A 15458-nucleotide genomic window follows, 5' to 3' on the forward strand; every position below is an offset into this window, starting at 1 on the left:
TGAATTTTTACTCAAGGGATATGACTGTCATGGATTACCGCGATTACGTTCGGCCAAAATTCGTTGAACTGATGCAGGCCCTGGGCCTGGAGTGCCAGTTCCATCGGGCGCAGGGCAGCAAACTGTTCTACCGCGACAAGCAGGGTGACGAAGTGACCGTCACCGATTTTCTCGGTGGCTACGGTGCCGCGCTGTACGGTCACAACGATCCGCAATTCGTCGATCAGCTGTGCGGCCTGCTGCGCGCCGATGTGCCGTTCAACGCGCAAATGTCGGTGCGTGGCGCGGCGGGGCAGCTGGGGCGCGAACTCAGCGAAGCGTTCAACCGTGAGCTGAACAACACCGAGCGCTACATTTCCACGTTCTCCAACAGTGGCGCCGAGTCGGTGGAAATCGCCGTCAAGCATGCCGAGTACCGTCGTCAGAAAAACCTGCAGAAGCAGTTCGACGAGCGTGATTTCGAACTGGCGAATCTGGTGGCCAGTGACAAGGCCTATGTCGAGCTGGAGATCGACGATCTCGACCTGCCGGCCGGCCTGTTGCCGCCGCACCTGACCTGCTTGACCGTGCGTCAGGTGGCCGAGGCGGTGCGTCAGCACAACCTTGCGCAACTGCATGTCGAGCCGGTCTTCCTCGCGGTGCGAGGCAGCTTCCATGGCAAACTGGTGAACACCGTTCAACTGACTTACGGCAAGCAATACCGCAAGCCATTTGCCCGTTTCGGGCTCAACGTCGAATTCATCGATCCGCATCAACCGCAGCAGCTGCAAGACCTGCCGGCCCGCCACCAGCATCACTGGCTGAGCCTGGAGTGGAGCGGCGAAACCCTGCACGTGCGCCGTGAAGCGTTCAGCGCAATCACTGCCGTGCTGCTGGAGCCGATCCAGGGCGAGGGCGGGATCAACGAGTTTGCCAAAGAGTTCTATCTGGGCTTGCGTCGCCTGTGCAACGAGCAGCAATGCCCGTTGGTCATCGACGAAGTGCAGTCGGGTTTCGGCCGCACCGGCACCTTGCTCGGCGCCACTCATTTCAACCTGCAGGGCGACTACTACTGCCTGTCCAAGGCATTGGGGGGCGGCTTGATGAAAATCGCCGCCACCGTAATTCGCGCCAGTCATTACGAGAATGATTTCAGCTACATCCACAGCTCGACCTTCGCTGAAGACGATGCGTCGTGCCACATCGCGCTGTCGGCCCTGCGCCGGTTGTTCGAAAACGACAGCGCCATGCTCAAGGATGTGAACAAGAAGGGCGAGTACCTCAAGACTTCGCTGCTGGAACTCAAGGCGGCTTATCCGGACGTGATCGCCGATGTGCGCGGACGCGGCCTGCTGCTGGGGTTCGAACTGCATGACCTGACCGGCGCCAGTTCGCTGGTCCAGGCGTCGGCGCAGTACAACGATGCGCTGGGCTATATCATTGCCGGCTACCTGTTGCAGTTCGAGTCGTTGCGTGTGGCGCCGTCGGGCAGCAACGCCAATGTGATTCGCCTGGAACCACCGGTGTGCATCACTTTCCAGGAAATCGATGGCCTGATCGCTTCGCTGCAAAAAGTCTGCGACATGCTGCGTCGTCGCGACGCGTTCCCGCTGGCTGCCGGTGTGTGTGCCGACAGCATCCCCCAGGTGCCGGCACGCGATGTCAGCTTCACGGAGACCGAAAGCCTCCCAAAGCCTGACGAGAACGTGCGCGTGGTCGCACGCGTGGCGTTCATCAACCACCTGATCGATGCGGACATGCTCAGTGATGTCGACCCATCTCTGTCGACCCTGAGCCCGGAGCAGAAGCGCGAGTTCATCAAACGCATGGCCCCCGAGCGCCGCGCGGCGCCCATCGGCCCGGTGCAGATCCGCTCGAAACTCGGCACTGCGGTGGAGTTCACCCTCTATCCGCTATGCATGGATTCCGATGCGATGGCGGCTTACATCGCCAGCGGCGATCTGGAAACCATCCGCGAGGAAGTCGGCAATCGCATCAAGGATGCCCGCGCCGACGGCTATAGCGTGGCCGGCCTGGGCATGTACACCTCGATCGTCACCAACAACTGTCAGGCGCTGAAAATCCCTGATATGGCGCTGACCTCGGGCAACGCGCTGACCATCGGCATGGGGCTGGAAGCGATCAAGCAGGGCTGCAAACAGCAAGGTCTGGAGCTGAGCCGGCAGACCGCTGCGGTGGTCGGTGCTGCCGGCAACATTGCTTCGACCTACGCTTCGCTGTTGTCGACCCGTGTCGAGCACCTGATCCTGATCGGCAGTGGTCGCGACGGCTCGCTGCGACGCCTGGAGAAAACCGCTCACCAGATTTACGCCGAAGCCGCCCGGGCGATTCTAAAGGGTGTTGCCGAGCACGATCGTCTCGCCAGTCGCCTGCAGCAACTGCGGGGTATCGACGCCCTGCTGCAAGCCCATGGCAACAGTACCGATCTCGGGCTGCGAGTGGCGCAAATGGTCGATGAGCAACTGGGAAGCAACGCGTTCATCACCGTCAGCAACGACCTGGATGCCTTGAAGCAAGCGCGCATCGTGCTTTGTGCGGCGAATGCACCGCAGGCCTTTCTCGGTGCCGAACACTTTGCCGAGAACAGCGTGATCTGCGACATCGCCGTTCCGCTGAACGTGGACCAGAACCTCGCCGGTCAGCGCTCCGACGTGCTGTACATGCACGGCGGGATTGTCCAGACGCCGCTGGGCGATGGCCTGGCCCCAAACGTACGCGCCTACCTCAAGCAAGGTCAGTTGTATGCCTGCATGGCGGAGTCGGTACTGATGGGGCTGTCGGGCATGAAACAGCACTACTCCTACGGCGACATCAGCCGTGAGCAAGTGCAGCAGATCCGTGCACTGGCCGCGACCCACGGGTTCAGCCTCGCGCAGTTCAAAACCGACAACTCGCTGTAAGGAACGGTCATGCCGAACAAAGTAGCAGTAGTGACCGGCGGCAGCCGTGGCATCGGTCGGGCCATCGTCCTGGCGCTGGCAGGTGCCGGTTATCAAGTGGCGTTCAGTTATGTGCGTGATGAAGTAGCGGCGATGGCCTTGCGTGATGAAGTGCAAGCGTCGGGCGTGGATTGCCTGGCGCTGCAATGCGACATCAGCCGTGGCGGCAGCATCGAGTCATTCTTCGAGCGGGTCGAGGCGCATTTCCAGCGCGTCGATCTGCTGGTCAACAACGCCGGCATTACCCGTGACGGCTTGCTGGCGACGATGCCGGCCAGCGACATCCTGGAGGTGATCCAGACCAACCTGGTCGGCACCTTGCTCTGCTGTCAGCAGGTGCTGCCGGGCATGCTGCGCCAGCGCAGTGGCTGTATCGTCAATATCAGTTCGGTCGCCGCGCAAAAGCCCGGCAAGGGCCAGAGCAACTATGCCGCGGCCAAGGGCGGGGTCGAAGCCATGACCCGCGCGCTGGCGGTCGAGCTGGCGCCGCGCAATATCCGGGTCAATGCGGTGGCACCGGGGATCGTCAAGACCGAGATGAGCACCGCACTGATCGGCAGTCAGGAGGAGCAGATCCAGTCGCGGTTGCTGATCAAGCGTTACGCCGAGCCCGAGGAAATTGCCGAGGCGGTGCTGTACCTCGCCGACCGTGGCCTGTACCTGACCGGGGAGGTCCTGCCGGTGAACGGCGGGTTGAAAATGCCATGAGCCGCACCATTCTGATTACCGGTGCGGCCAAGGGCATCGGTCGCGCGGTGGCCGAGGACTTCGCGGCCAATGGCGACAATAACCTGATCCTGCTGGACCTGGACTTGCCGCAATTGCAGGGCTGGGTCGATGAGCAGCAGGAGCGGATCAACGCGCGGGTCGAGACCCACGCGGCGAACATCGCCGACCTGCCTGCCATGGAAGCGTTTTTCAAGCAGCTCGGCAGCCGGATCAAGCAGGTCGACGTGCTGGTCAACAGTGCCGGTATCTGCAATGAAAACGAGCCCGAAGATCTGCACAACTGGCACAAGGTGATTTCGGTCAACCTCAACGGTACGTTTTACGTGACCTCGTTGTGCCTGGCGCTGATGCCGGATCGGGGACGCATCATCAACATGTCCTCGATCCTCGGGCGGGCCGGCAAGGTGCGCAACACCGCGTACTGCGCTTCCAAGCACGGCATCGTCGGCATGACCAAGGCTCTGGCACTGGACCTGGCGTCGCGGCAGATCACGGTCAACGCGATTCTGCCGGCCTGGATCGATACACCGATGCTCCAGGGTGAACTGGCGACGCAAGCGGCGATCGCCGGTCTGACCCAGGAACAGATCGTGCGCAACGCGAAGAAAAAACTGCCGATGCGCCGCTTCATCCAGAGCGAAGAAGTGGCGGCGATGGTGCGTTACCTGGCCAGTCCTGAAGCCGGCGGGGTCACGGCCCAGAGCCTGGTGATCGATGGCGGCGTCGGGTTGGGAATGTAGCGATGCCAGGAACTATCAACCGCATCGCCTGGGCGATGTGGGCGTGCGTGGCCGCTCCGGCGGCTGTCGCGGCCCTGGAAGTCGACGATCTGAAGCCCGATTACGCCGACGCCGAAATCGGCGTGGCCACGGCACTGCGCCTGCACGGTGACGATCAGGTCACACAGAAGGCCGTGTATTTCAAAGCCAACCTGGAGGACAACTGGGACGGCGGCTATTACAAGGCCAAGGGCCGTGTGCGCTATGACGCCCGCTACGACGGCAACAACCCGTACAGCGAACGCGCCCGGGAAAAATATCGCTTCGACGCTGATTGGCGGCATCTGTATGTCGGTCATTCGCTGGGCGACGGTGAAGTGACGGTCGGCTGGCAGCAGGTGGTCTGGGGGCGTGCGGATGAGCTGCGTGTGCTGGACCAGATCAACCCGCTGGACTATCGCGATGGGCTGACCCCGTTGCTTGAAGACAGCCGCATCGCTGTACCGATGGTGCGTGTGACGCAGCCCGTAGGCGAGTGGGAACTGGAAGCGCTGTGGATCACCGACTTCGTCAAGAACCAGCCGCCGGTGGCGGGCAGCGAGTTCGCCGCGCCGCTGTTCGCGGCGCCCGATCCGGAGTATTTCCTGCTTGATTCCAAACCCGGCTATGACGGTGACAAGGGCTATGCCTATGGTCTGAGCGCCAATGGCCGGATCGGTGCAGTGGACACCAGTTTCGTGGCGCTGAGCGCACGTCAGCAGGACCCGGTGTATGCCGTCGAAGGTCTGGCCGATGACGGTCGTACGCGTCTTGAACGCCAGTTTCCCCGTTACACCATGGGCGGTGCAGGTCTGGCGATCGACGCCGGTCACAGCATCGTGGTGCGCAGCGAGATTGCCTGGTTCGACAACTGGCGCGTGACCAATCCGACCCGCGCCTACGGTGCCGACAGCACGTCGATGGTCAAGTCGCTGTTGGGTGTCGATTATCTGTGGCGCGACTGGCTGATTTCGGCGCAATGGCAGGAGCAGGTGCTGCTCGACTGGCAGGACGGGATGCTGCAGGACAAGCGCGAGCCGCTGTTCACGCTGTCGGCCGAAGGCACTCACTGGCAGGACCGGCTCAAGAGCCGGCTGGTGGCTGCGGCCTCGCCGCCGCTCAAGGACAACGCCTTGTTGCAGGGCATCTTCACCTACAAACCGGTGGACTACATCAAGCTGGGACTGGAAGTGGACGTGTTCTTCGGCAAACCCGACAGGGCCTTCGGCGAGTACAGCAAGCGCGATCAAGTGCGGCTGTCCGCCGGCTATTTGTTTTAACCCCGTGACGCCTGCCTGCCGCCGGTGGGCCAGGTCCGCATGTACTCATCCGACGAAAAGGGAAATTCCGATGTTGCCGCTTTTGAAAAGTCTGACCGCCACCGCGTTGATCCTCAGTGGCGTCTGCGCCAGCGCTGCCGACGGCAGCAATGCCGATGAAATCATTCGCAAGGTGCGCGATCGCAATGACGGTAAAAGCTTCATGTCCCAGGTGTCGTTGATCCTCCACGACAAGAAGGGCAATACCCGGGTTCGTGAATTCACCTACCTGCAGAAGGACTACCCGGACAGCGACAAATTCAGCATGTATTTCTCGGCGCCGACCGATGTGCGCGACGTCGCGTTCCACATCGAAAACCCGCACGAGACTCTGGGGCTGGAAGACAGCCAGTGGATGTACCTGCCGGTCAGCCGCCAGACCCGCCGGATCTCCACCACCGACAAGCGCGGCTCGTTCATGGGCAGCGAATACTCCTATGCCGACCTGGACAAGATCCGGGTCAAGGATTACTCGCAGACATTGCTGGGAGAAGAGCAGATCAAGGGCCGCGACTGCTACGTGATCGAACGTGAGCCGGTGTCCCCGGAAGTGCTGGCCAAGACCGGTTACAACAAACTCAAGGTGTGGATCGACAAGCAGAATTTCCTGGTCATGCGTCAGGACTTCTTCGACGTCAAAGGTGTGCTGATCAAGCAGATGCGCACCCAGAAGGTCGAGACCATCGACGGGATCGACAGCATCCAGCTCAGTGAAACCGAGCACTTCATCGACGGCACGCGCTCGGAAATGCGCTTCAACCAGTTGCAGTACAACGTTCCGCTGGAAGACCGACTGTTTACCCAGACCGCCATCAAGCGCGGGCTGAAAACCGGTGACCTGCCGGAATTTTCCGTGACTGCCCGCTAAGCGCCGCTCCCGACGACCCTGGAACACATGATCATGGAAAGATACCTGAACTTCGTCGAGCGCCATGCGCGGGCGATCGTTTTCCTGCTGTTGGCGATCACCGCGTATTTCACTTATACGCTGGGTGCGCTGATTTCGGACACCAACCCTTATCTGCTCAAGGACAGCCATCCGGCGCGCAAGACCATCATCGATTTGCAGGGTGAGTTCACCGGCACCTTCGACTCGGTGATGGTGGCGTTGAACAACCCGCAGACGGTCTTCAACAAACAGACGCTTAATGCGCTGTTTTCGATGTCGCAGTCGGTGCGCAAGATGATCCTGGCCAACGACGCCGACAAGGAGCAACTGACGCAACTCGTCGCCCGCTACCCGAATGACAGCCGCGCACAGTTATTGACCCGGGACATTCTGGAGGACGGTTTTTCCCAGAATGATTACGCTCAGGCCAAGGCCCTGCGCGATCATGCCCAGAGTCAGAACTGGGATGCTCATGATCAGTTGTTCCTGACCTTCCTCGCCGAGCGGATCAACCCGATTCGCGAAATGGCGTCGATGGGCGACCTGGAAAACATCGTGCTGACCGACGGTGGCGAGTTGTTGATCCACAAGACCCTCAACGCCTATGACATGGATCCGGCTGTGGTCGAGTCGCAGATCATGGGCAACGAACTGATGGTCGACGGGGTGGTGTCGAAGGACAAGAAAGTCGCGATGCTGGTGGCCGAGCTCGGCACCAAGCAGGATGACGCCCAGGCGCAATTGCGCGCTTATCAGATCGTGCGGGGCATCGTCGCGCAGTATCAGACAGAGCATCCGGAGTACAAGGACGAGATTTTCATTGCCGGCATGCCGATCTTCATCGCGGCCCAACAGGAAATCATCGACCATGACCTGGCGGTGCTGTTTCCGATCGTGTTTCTGCTGATCACCCTGCTGTTGATTTTTTTCTTCCGCAAACCGCTGGGCGTGTTGTTGCCGCTGTTCAACATTCTGTTCTGCACCATCTGGACGCTGGGCCTGATGGCGCTGCTGCGGGTGCCGTTCGACCTGCTGACCAGCGTATTGCCGGTGTTTCTGTTCACCATCTGCTGCTCGGACGCCATCCATGTAATGGCCGAATACTACGAGCAGAAAAACGCCGGCAAGAGCAACCGTGACGCCAACCGCGAGACCCAGCGCCTGATGGTCGTGCCGGTGGTGTTGACGACGGTGACGACCATCGCCACGTTCATGATTTCCACCACCAACAACATCGTCAGCATCCGCAATTTCGGCATGTTCATGTCCATCGGCCTGACGGCGGCGCTGATCATTTCGTTGCTGCTGATTCCGGCCTGGATCTCCATCTGGGGCAAGGATCAACCACCGCAAGCCAAGGTGGCCGCGCACAAGGAATCGATCATCTCGCGTTATCTGGTGGCGTTCTGCGCCTGGATGATCCGCTTTCGCAAACCGATTCTCATGGTCATGCTGCCGTTGCTGGCGCTGGCCACCGTGTTCACCTTCCGCGTCGATATCGAAGACTCGGGCATTGCCTATTTCAAGCCCGAAAGCCATATCCGCATTTCGGACCAGTTCATCAACCACGCCAAAGTCGCGGGTACGGCGCCGGGCTGGATTGCCATTGACAGCAAGGAGCCTCGTGGGGTGCTGACCACGGAGGTGGTGCAGTTCATCGACAAGCTCGACCACTTCATCAAGCAGCAGCCGAACGTGAGTTATGGCTACTCCCTGGCCACTTACGTCAAGCGCATGAACCTGGTGCTTAACGACATGAACCCCGATTACCTGCGCGTTCCCAACGCCATGGAAAAGGTGAGCTCAGTCAATGATGACGGGCAGGTCGAACAATTCGAAGTGCCAGGCAATTCGCTGATTGAGCAGCACGTGATGCTGTTCGAAAACGGTGGCGGCTCGGACTTGAACAACGTGCTCAACGCCGACTTCTCCAAGGCCTTGACGCTGTACACCATGACCTCGTCGGTCGCCAGCGATTATCAGGGCATGCTCGATCGCCTCGACGCCTGGCTGCTGGTGAACAAACCGGCCAATCTGGAGGTGACGCATGCCGGCACGCCGTTGATCTGGACCGGTGTGTTGCAGGAAATCACCCAAGGCCAGGTACTGAGTTTTTCCCTGGCGTTGCTGGTCGTCACGCTGATGATGATGTACTGGCTCAAGTCGGTGCGGCTGGGCATTCTCGGCATGTTGACCCTGCTGACCACCTCGGTCACGGTCTACGGCTTCATGTTTCTGTTCAAGATCGAGCTGAACATCGGCACGACGCTGGTGACGTTCCTGGTGGTGGGCGTGGTCGATTACGCGGTGCACCTGCTGTCGCGCATCAAATGGCTGGTGCAGCAGGGCATTGAAGTTGACGCGGCGATTCTGCAGGCGATGCACAGCGTCGGTCGCTCGACGGTGATCAACGTGGTGATTTTCTCCGTGGGCTTCATGGCGCTGCTGTTTTCTGACTTCAAGCCGATTGTCGACCTGGGGGCGCTGGTGGCCATGGCGCTGTTTTCCAGCGGGGTCATGACCATCATTCTGGTGACGCTGGTTTCGCCGTGGTTCTTCGGCGCGATTGAGCCGGTTGTCCAGCCCGCTCAGGCGCAACGTATCGACGCAGAGGCAGTACCGGGTTGAAGCCCGAGCCGGTTCCGCCTGCCCTGATCCGACAGGCGAACCGGCCCATGCGCCGCAGAAGGGTTTTCAGTTCAGCGTAGCGCCCGGGGTTTTTTCCCCATGCCGGGCGATGCGCTCGAACTGACACTCCTGTCGAGCCTCGTGGAGGTTGTTTTCAAACGCTTCAAGTCCATCGTACAACTGCTGCAAATCGCCGATCTGGGTCACCAGCTCGGCTTTTTTTTGGGCGATGGCATTTTGTGCCATGTCCCAGGGAAATTCTTCGCCGCGGTAGTTGTTCAGGATGACTTGCAACTCCTTGAGCTTGAAGCCCAGTTGCTGAGCGCATTTGATGAACGTCAGTACCTCGACGCTCTCCTGGCTGTAGATACGGTATTTGCCTTCACGCTTGGGCTCGGGCAACAGACCGATTTCTTCGTAATGGCGAATGCTTTTGACTGTGGTGCCCGACAGCTGGGCGGCTTTGCCGATATACATAAAGATCCATCTCGATGATAAAACGGGGCTTAGCGTGACCAGGCTCGAGGCCTGATCGGCGGGCGATTATAGGGTGAATACCATCGGCAGGTTGCAACTGTGCGTAAATGACGCGCACGGCTGACGGACGGGCTCGGGGGAGAGCCCGTGGAGGGGCTGACGGCGTCGGCGGCGCCGTCAGTTGAACAGTAGCGTCAGATTCAGAACGCGGCGCTGGCTCGCGCTTGTTGCAGCCACACATCGCGCTGCTCCGGTTTGGAGCCGAGCATGGGGCCGAACGTCAGGGTCTTGATCGGTTTGACCCCGCAGAACTCCAGCGTGGTCTTGCGGACCTGGTGCAGCCCCGGCATGCGGTAGAACCACTTGTAGTACCAGTACGGCGTGTCCATGGTCACCAGCAAATGGGCGGTGCGGCCTTTGAGCAGTTTGTCCGGGAAGGCCTTGCCCTCGCGGTACTTGAACGCGAAACCGGGCAGGAAGATGCGATCCAGAAAGCCTTTCATCAACGCCGGAATCCCGCCCCACCAGATCGGGTAGACGAAGGTCAGGTGCTCGGCCCAGGTGATGTCGGCCTGCGCCTGTAACAGATCGGGTTCCAGCGGCTGAATCTTGTTGTAACCCTCGTGCAGGACCGGGTCGAAATCCAGTGCATCCAGGCGCATCAACCGCACCTCATGCCCGGCATCCTTGGCCGCCTGAACGTAGGTTTCACTCAGTGCTCCGCAAAAACTGTCGGTGGAGGGGTGTCCCAGAATCACGAGCATTCGTTTGCTCATTGTGTGTACTCCTGAAAAGAAGCTCACAGGATAGAGTCTGCCCCTAGCGGTAGAGTCAAGGCGTCAGAGCATCAAGCAAGGCCCGGCTATAGGCCGGCAGATGAGCGAAATTTCGTGAACACAGATGCAGTGTCCGCCTGGCCCAGGCGTCGTCCAGCGACACGCAGGTAAACGAGTTCGTCCGGGGCCAGCGCTCAGCCGCCACTTTGGGCACGATTGCCAGCCCCGCGCCGTGCGCAACCATGCGCATGAGGGCATCGAAGCCATCGGCGCGGATGCGGATCGCCATGCGCTGGCCGATGTGCAGCGCCTGTTCTTCCAGATGAATCGCCAGGGCACTGTCGGCACCCAGCGCCACGTAGTCATGGGCCAGGGTTTCGGCAAAGGTCAGCGAGAGACGCTCTGCCAGCGCATGACCCGGCGGCACGAGCAGCACCAGCGGGTCGGCGCGAAAGACCCGGGTCTGCAAGTCGCGGGTGTCCACGGCGTCGGAGACAATGCCCAGGTCTGCTGCTCCCTGGCGCAAGGCGTGGGTGATGCGGGCGCTGGGCAGTTGCTGCAAGTCGATGTCGAGGTTGGGGTGTTCGCGCAGGAAATCCGCCAGCACTTCCGGCAGGTATTCGCTGATGGCTGTGGTGTTGCACAGCAAACGCACCTGGCCTTTGACACCCCGGGCGTATTCGTTCAAGTCCTGCTGCATGCGCTCGGCCTGTTGCAGCAGGCGTCGCGCATGTTGCGCCAGGGCCTTACCGGCGGGTGTCGGTGTGACGCCACGGCGCCCGCGCTGAAGAAACTCGGTGCCCAGCGAAGCTTCCATCGCCCGGATCCGCGCACTGGCCGCCGCCAGCGACAGATGACTGCGGGCGGCGCCGGCGGTGATGTTGCCGCTGTCGAGGATGTGCAGGTACAGGCGCAGGTCGGTGAGGTCGAAGTGCATGGGGCAGCCTCAATATTAGTGGTGTCAGTCCCGACGAAGAGGCCAGCGGCCGCGAAAAATTAACAAGCCTCTTGTATAGGTAGAGGCAACCTCAGTGTATGACAGATTTTCAGTTCATCCGCACAGGAGCAAAGTGTGGCCATGAACGCACTCGCAGATTTTTATCAAAACCTCGGACTGGCCCTGTCATTGCTGGTGATTGCGACCTTTGTCGTCGCTGGCATGATCAAGGGCGTGATCGGCCTCGGCCTGCCCACTTTCGCCATGGGTTTGCTCGGTCTGGCTATGGCGCCGTCGCAGGCTGCGGCGTTGTTGATCATTCCAGCGACCTTTACCAACGTCTGGCAACTGGCGTTCGGCGGGCATTTGCAGGGGCTGGTGAAACGACTGTGGCCGATGCTGTTGGCGATCTTCTTCGGCACGGCGGTCGGCACTTTGTGGATCGGCATGGCGGGCGGGCATTGGGTGGTGCGCGGGCTCGGCGCGGCGCTGTTGCTCTATGCGTTGAGCGGATTGTTCCTGCCGACGCTGAGTGTCAGTCGCCGCCATGAACCATGGCTCGGCCCGCTCTGTGGCGTGATCACCGGCGTCATCACTTCGGCCACCGGTGTGTTCGTGATTCCCGCCGTTCCGTACATGCAGGCACTGGGGTTGAGCCGCGATGAACTGGTGCAGGCGCTGGGCCTGTCCTTCACCGTGTCGACTCTGGCGCTGGCCGGCGGATTGCTCTGGCGCGGGTCGCTCGGCGGCGCGGAACTGAGTGCTTCGCTGCTGGCGCTGATCCCGGCAGTGCTCGGCATGTGGCTCGGGCAATGGCTGCGACAGCGCATCAGCGCCGTGCTGTTCAGACGGGTGTTTTTCATCGGTCTGGGCGCGCTCGGCGCCCATCTGCTGATCAGCGGTTAGCGGACGACGCGCTGAGCATTTCAATCGGGCGGATATCGAAATCCCGCTCCAGGTATTCCATGCGCTGGGCCAGAAACTGCTGCATGTGCGGCAGGTTCGAGTGCACGTCCAGATGCGCCTGGCTTTCCCAGATCTCGTAGAAGATGAACAGGGTCGGGTCTTCCTTGTCGCGCAGCATGTGGTACTCGATGCAGCCGGGTTCGGCGCGGCTCGGTTCGACGTAGGCGCGGAAAAACGCTTCGAAAGCCTCGGCTTTTTCCGGGCGGGTCTTGGCGTGCAGGATGAAACCCTGGCGTTCGCTCATCGCAAAAAAACTCCATTCAGATTCAGATGGCGGCCAATCCTACGGCAACAATCGGCATTCGATTCGTGCGTTTTACTCAAATGAATTTTGCGCCATCGGTGCTTATTCCGCGCGAGGTGGATCGCTAATCTGCCGCCATTCAATTTTTTCCCTTCTCCATCCAGCGCTCTGCGCTGCGCATCGGAATCCGATCGAGGCTCTCCCATGAAAAAAGTGCTGTTGCTCAATGGCGGTAAAAAATTCGCCCACTCCGACGGTCGCTACAACACCACCCTGCACGAAGCTGCGCTGAGCGTGCTGGATCGTGGCGGTCTCGACGTCAAGACCACCTTCATCGACGAGGGTTACGACGTCGCCGAAGAGGTCGCGAAATTCCTCTGGGCCGACGTGATCATTTATCAGATGCCGGGCTGGTGGATGGGCGCACCGTGGACCGTGAAAAAGTACATCGACGAAGTCTTTACCGAAGGTCACGGCAGCCTCTATGCCAGCGACGGTCGCACCCGTTCCGACGCGTCGCAGAAGTACGGCAGCGGCGGTCTGATCCACGGCAAGCAATACATGCTGTCGCTGACCTGGAACGCACCGCAGCAGGCGTTCGATGACCCGACCGACTTCTTCGAAGCCAAAGGCGTGGACGCCGTGTACTTCCCGTTCCACAAGGCCAACCAGTTCCTCGGTATGACCGGCCTGCCAACCTTTCTCTGCGTGGACGTGATGAAACGCCCGAACATCGAAGCGGATGTGGCGCGTTATGAGCAGCATCTGACTGAGGTGTTTGGCCTCAAGGCCTGACGCTCGGCTACTATCGAAGGCCTGAGCTTGCGCAGCAGGCCTTTCGATTCGAGGACACCCGTGAAAGCCAGATCCGATGAGTTGCAGATTTTCGTCTGCGTGATCGAATGCGGTTCGATCTCCGCCGCCGCCGAGCAGGTCGGGCAAACGCCGTCGGCGGTCAGTCGCACGCTTTCGCGGCTGGAAGCCAAGCTCGACACCACGCTGATCAACCGCACCACTCGGCGCATGGACCTGACCGAGGAGGGCAAGTATTTCTTCGAACAGGCCAAGCTGATCCTCGACCAGATGGATCAACTCGAAGAGCGCCTCTCTTCACGTCAGCAGACGCCATCAGGACGACTGCGCATCAACGCCGCGTCGCCGTTCATGCTCCACGCCGTCGTGCCGTACATCGACGAATTCCGTCGGCTGTACCCGGATATCCAGCTCGAACTCAACAGCAATGACCTGATCATTGACCTGCTGGAACAAAGCACCGACGTCGCCATCCGCATCGGCACCCTCGCCGATTCGACGTTGCATGCCCGGTCGCTGGGTTGCAGTCCACTGTTGATCGTCGCCAGCCCTGCGTATCTGGAAAAACATGGCGCACCGCTCCAGGTGGCTGATCTCAGCGAACACACATTGCTCGGCTTCACCCAGAACGAAGGCCTCAACCAGTGGCCGCTGCGTTACGTGCACGGCGACCGTTGGCCGATCACTCCGGCGATCAGCGCCTCCAGCGGCGAGACGGTTCGCCATCTGGCGCTGGAGGGGCAGGGCATTGCCTGCCTCTCGCATTTCATGACCATCGACGACATTCGTGCCGGGCGGCTGAAGGTATTGCTGGCGGAATTCAACAGTGGTTATCGCCAGCCGATCAACGCGGTGTACTACCGCAACTCGCAGCTGGCGCTGCGCATCCAGTGCTTCCTCGACTTCATCCAGAGCAAACTGGCGGCTTACGCCAGCGCCGATTTCAAAGGCTGATTCGTGATCCCTGCGCAACAGTGATTTGGTTGGGGGCGGGTTTTTCCACCGGGCTGGCCGATCGATACTCGTTGCATCACTTACTCACGCAGGGAGTTTCTCCATGAACGTATTCGTCACCGGCGCTGCCGGTTTTATCGGCGGCTCCATCGCCACCGGCCTGGTCCAGGCCGGCCACACCGTCACCGGTCTGGTGCGCAGCGCTGAACAGGCCAATGAGCTGAAAGCACTGGGCATCACCCCGGTCATCGGCACCCTCGACGACCAAGCGCTGCTGGCCGAACAGGCCCGCGCCGCCGACGCCGTGATCAACGCCGCCAGCAGCGATCATCGCGGCGCGGTCGAAGCCTTGCTCGATGCCCTGCGCGGCTCGAACAAAGTATTCCTGCACACCAGCGGTTCGAGCATCGTCGGCGATGCGTCCGGCGGCAAATCCAGCGACGTCATCTACTTCGAAGACAATCTGCCGGAGCCGACCGTCGACAAGGCCGCACGCGTGGCCATCGACAACCTGATCCTCGCCGCAGCGCAGGACGGCGTGAACTCGGCCGTCATCTGCAACACCCTGATCTACGGCCACAGCCTGGGCGTCAACCGCGACAGCGTGCAGTTGCCGCGTCTGCTGAAACAGGCACGCAAAAGCGGCGTAGTGCGTCATGTCGGCACCGGTCAGAACATCTGGTCCAACGTGCACATCGAAGACGTGGTGGCGCTGTACCTGCTGGCCCTGAGCAAAAACGTCCCGGGCACTTTCTACTTCGTCGAAAGCGGCGAAGCGTCGTTCATCGACATGACCACCGCCATGGCCGAAGCCCTGAATCTGGACCAGCCACAAGACTGGCCACTGAAAGATGCCGAAGCTGAGTGGGGCTACGAAATGGCCAACTACGGCCTCGGCTCCAACAGCCGCGTACGCGGCAAACACGCCCGCGAACGGCTGGGCTGGGCACCGAAGCGTACGTCGGTGGTTGAATGGATTCGTAACGAAATGGTGTGAGTTCCGCGCTGCTCGTGTGAACACCACTGAAC

General features: G+C 60.6%; 14 protein-coding genes. 10 read left to right on the forward strand and 4 right to left on the reverse strand.

What is annotated here, in order from left to right; translation table 11 throughout:
• Positions 1–29 precede the first annotated feature (29 nt).
• From CAF77_RS11850 to CAF77_RS11875, 6 genes are all read left to right on the forward strand, one after another.
• Positions 30–2900: an aminotransferase class III-fold pyridoxal phosphate-dependent enzyme gene (locus CAF77_RS11850; RefSeq protein WP_085654531.1), complete on the forward strand. Its 2871-nt coding sequence runs from the start codon at positions 30–32 to the stop codon at positions 2898–2900.
• A gap of 9 nt (positions 2901–2909) precedes the next feature.
• Entirely contained in the window at positions 2910–3647 is a 738-nt protein-coding gene (locus CAF77_RS11855) for a 3-oxoacyl-ACP reductase family protein (RefSeq protein ID WP_064382624.1), read from the forward strand.
• The gene (locus CAF77_RS11860; protein WP_085654533.1) at positions 3644–4408 is read left to right on the forward strand and encodes an SDR family NAD(P)-dependent oxidoreductase; all 765 of its coding nucleotides are present in this window, start codon (positions 3644–3646) and stop codon (positions 4406–4408) included. The genes CAF77_RS11855 and CAF77_RS11860 overlap by 4 nt, the downstream gene beginning before the upstream one ends.
• Before the next feature lie 2 nt (positions 4409–4410).
• Complete coding sequence (locus CAF77_RS11865) at positions 4411–5706, forward strand: DUF1302 family protein (RefSeq protein WP_085654535.1); 1296 nt, start codon at positions 4411–4413, stop codon at positions 5704–5706.
• Positions 5707–5776: 70 nt separating this feature from the next.
• Complete coding sequence (locus tag CAF77_RS11870; protein WP_085654537.1) at positions 5777–6613, forward strand: outer membrane lipoprotein-sorting protein; 837 nt, start codon at positions 5777–5779, stop codon at positions 6611–6613.
• A gap of 33 nt (positions 6614–6646) precedes the next feature.
• Positions 6647–9262, forward strand: coding sequence for an RND family transporter (locus tag CAF77_RS11875; protein ID WP_139831592.1), 2616 nt, complete (start codon positions 6647–6649; stop codon positions 9260–9262).
• Positions 9263–9328: 66 nt separating this feature from the next.
• On the opposite strand, the gene CAF77_RS11880 is transcribed toward CAF77_RS11875, so the two are convergent.
• From CAF77_RS11880 to CAF77_RS11890, 3 genes are all read right to left on the reverse strand, one after another.
• Positions 9329–9739 (reverse strand): MerR family transcriptional regulator, encoded by a 411-nt coding sequence (locus CAF77_RS11880; RefSeq protein WP_064382619.1) that lies wholly within the window; start codon positions 9737–9739, stop codon positions 9329–9331.
• Positions 9740–9939: 200 nt separating this feature from the next.
• Positions 9940–10515 carry an NAD(P)H-dependent oxidoreductase gene (locus CAF77_RS11885; protein ID WP_064382618.1) on the reverse strand — a complete coding sequence of 192 codons (576 nt, stop codon included), beginning with the start codon at positions 10513–10515 and terminating at the stop codon, positions 9940–9942.
• Between the two features lie 55 nt (positions 10516–10570).
• Entirely contained in the window at positions 10571–11452 is an 882-nt protein-coding gene (locus CAF77_RS11890; protein WP_085654541.1) for a LysR substrate-binding domain-containing protein, read from the reverse strand.
• A gap of 141 nt (positions 11453–11593) precedes the next feature.
• Here CAF77_RS11890 and CAF77_RS11895 point away from each other — a divergent pair, with 141 nt between their 5' ends.
• A complete protein-coding gene (locus CAF77_RS11895) occupies positions 11594–12358 on the forward strand; it encodes a sulfite exporter TauE/SafE family protein (RefSeq protein WP_085654543.1) in 765 nt (254 codons plus the stop codon).
• Here the strand turns inward: CAF77_RS11895 and CAF77_RS11900 are convergent.
• The gene (locus tag CAF77_RS11900) at positions 12348–12662 is read right to left on the reverse strand and encodes a putative quinol monooxygenase (RefSeq protein ID WP_011332353.1); all 315 of its coding nucleotides are present in this window, start codon (positions 12660–12662) and stop codon (positions 12348–12350) included. The two genes, CAF77_RS11895 and CAF77_RS11900, sit on opposite strands and share 11 nt — an antisense overlap.
• A gap of 204 nt (positions 12663–12866) precedes the next feature.
• On the opposite strand from CAF77_RS11900, the gene CAF77_RS11905 reads away from it, so the two are divergent.
• The 3 genes from CAF77_RS11905 (at position 12867) to CAF77_RS11915 (ending at position 15426) form a co-directional block, all read left to right on the forward strand.
• The gene (locus CAF77_RS11905) at positions 12867–13457 is read left to right on the forward strand and encodes an NAD(P)H-dependent oxidoreductase (protein ID WP_064382615.1); all 591 of its coding nucleotides are present in this window, start codon (positions 12867–12869) and stop codon (positions 13455–13457) included.
• 60 nt (positions 13458–13517) lie between these two features.
• Entirely contained in the window at positions 13518–14429 is a 912-nt protein-coding gene (locus CAF77_RS11910; protein ID WP_039772910.1) for a LysR family transcriptional regulator, read from the forward strand.
• Positions 14430–14532: 103 nt separating this feature from the next.
• Positions 14533–15426: an NAD-dependent epimerase/dehydratase family protein gene (locus CAF77_RS11915; protein WP_064382614.1), complete on the forward strand. Its 894-nt coding sequence runs from the start codon at positions 14533–14535 to the stop codon at positions 15424–15426.
• The last annotated feature ends 32 nt before the right edge of the window (positions 15427–15458 follow it).

This window comes from Pseudomonas sp. R15(2017) (assembly GCF_002112685.1).
GTDB classification, from domain to species: Bacteria; Pseudomonadota; Gammaproteobacteria; order Pseudomonadales; family Pseudomonadaceae; genus Aquipseudomonas; species Aquipseudomonas glycinae.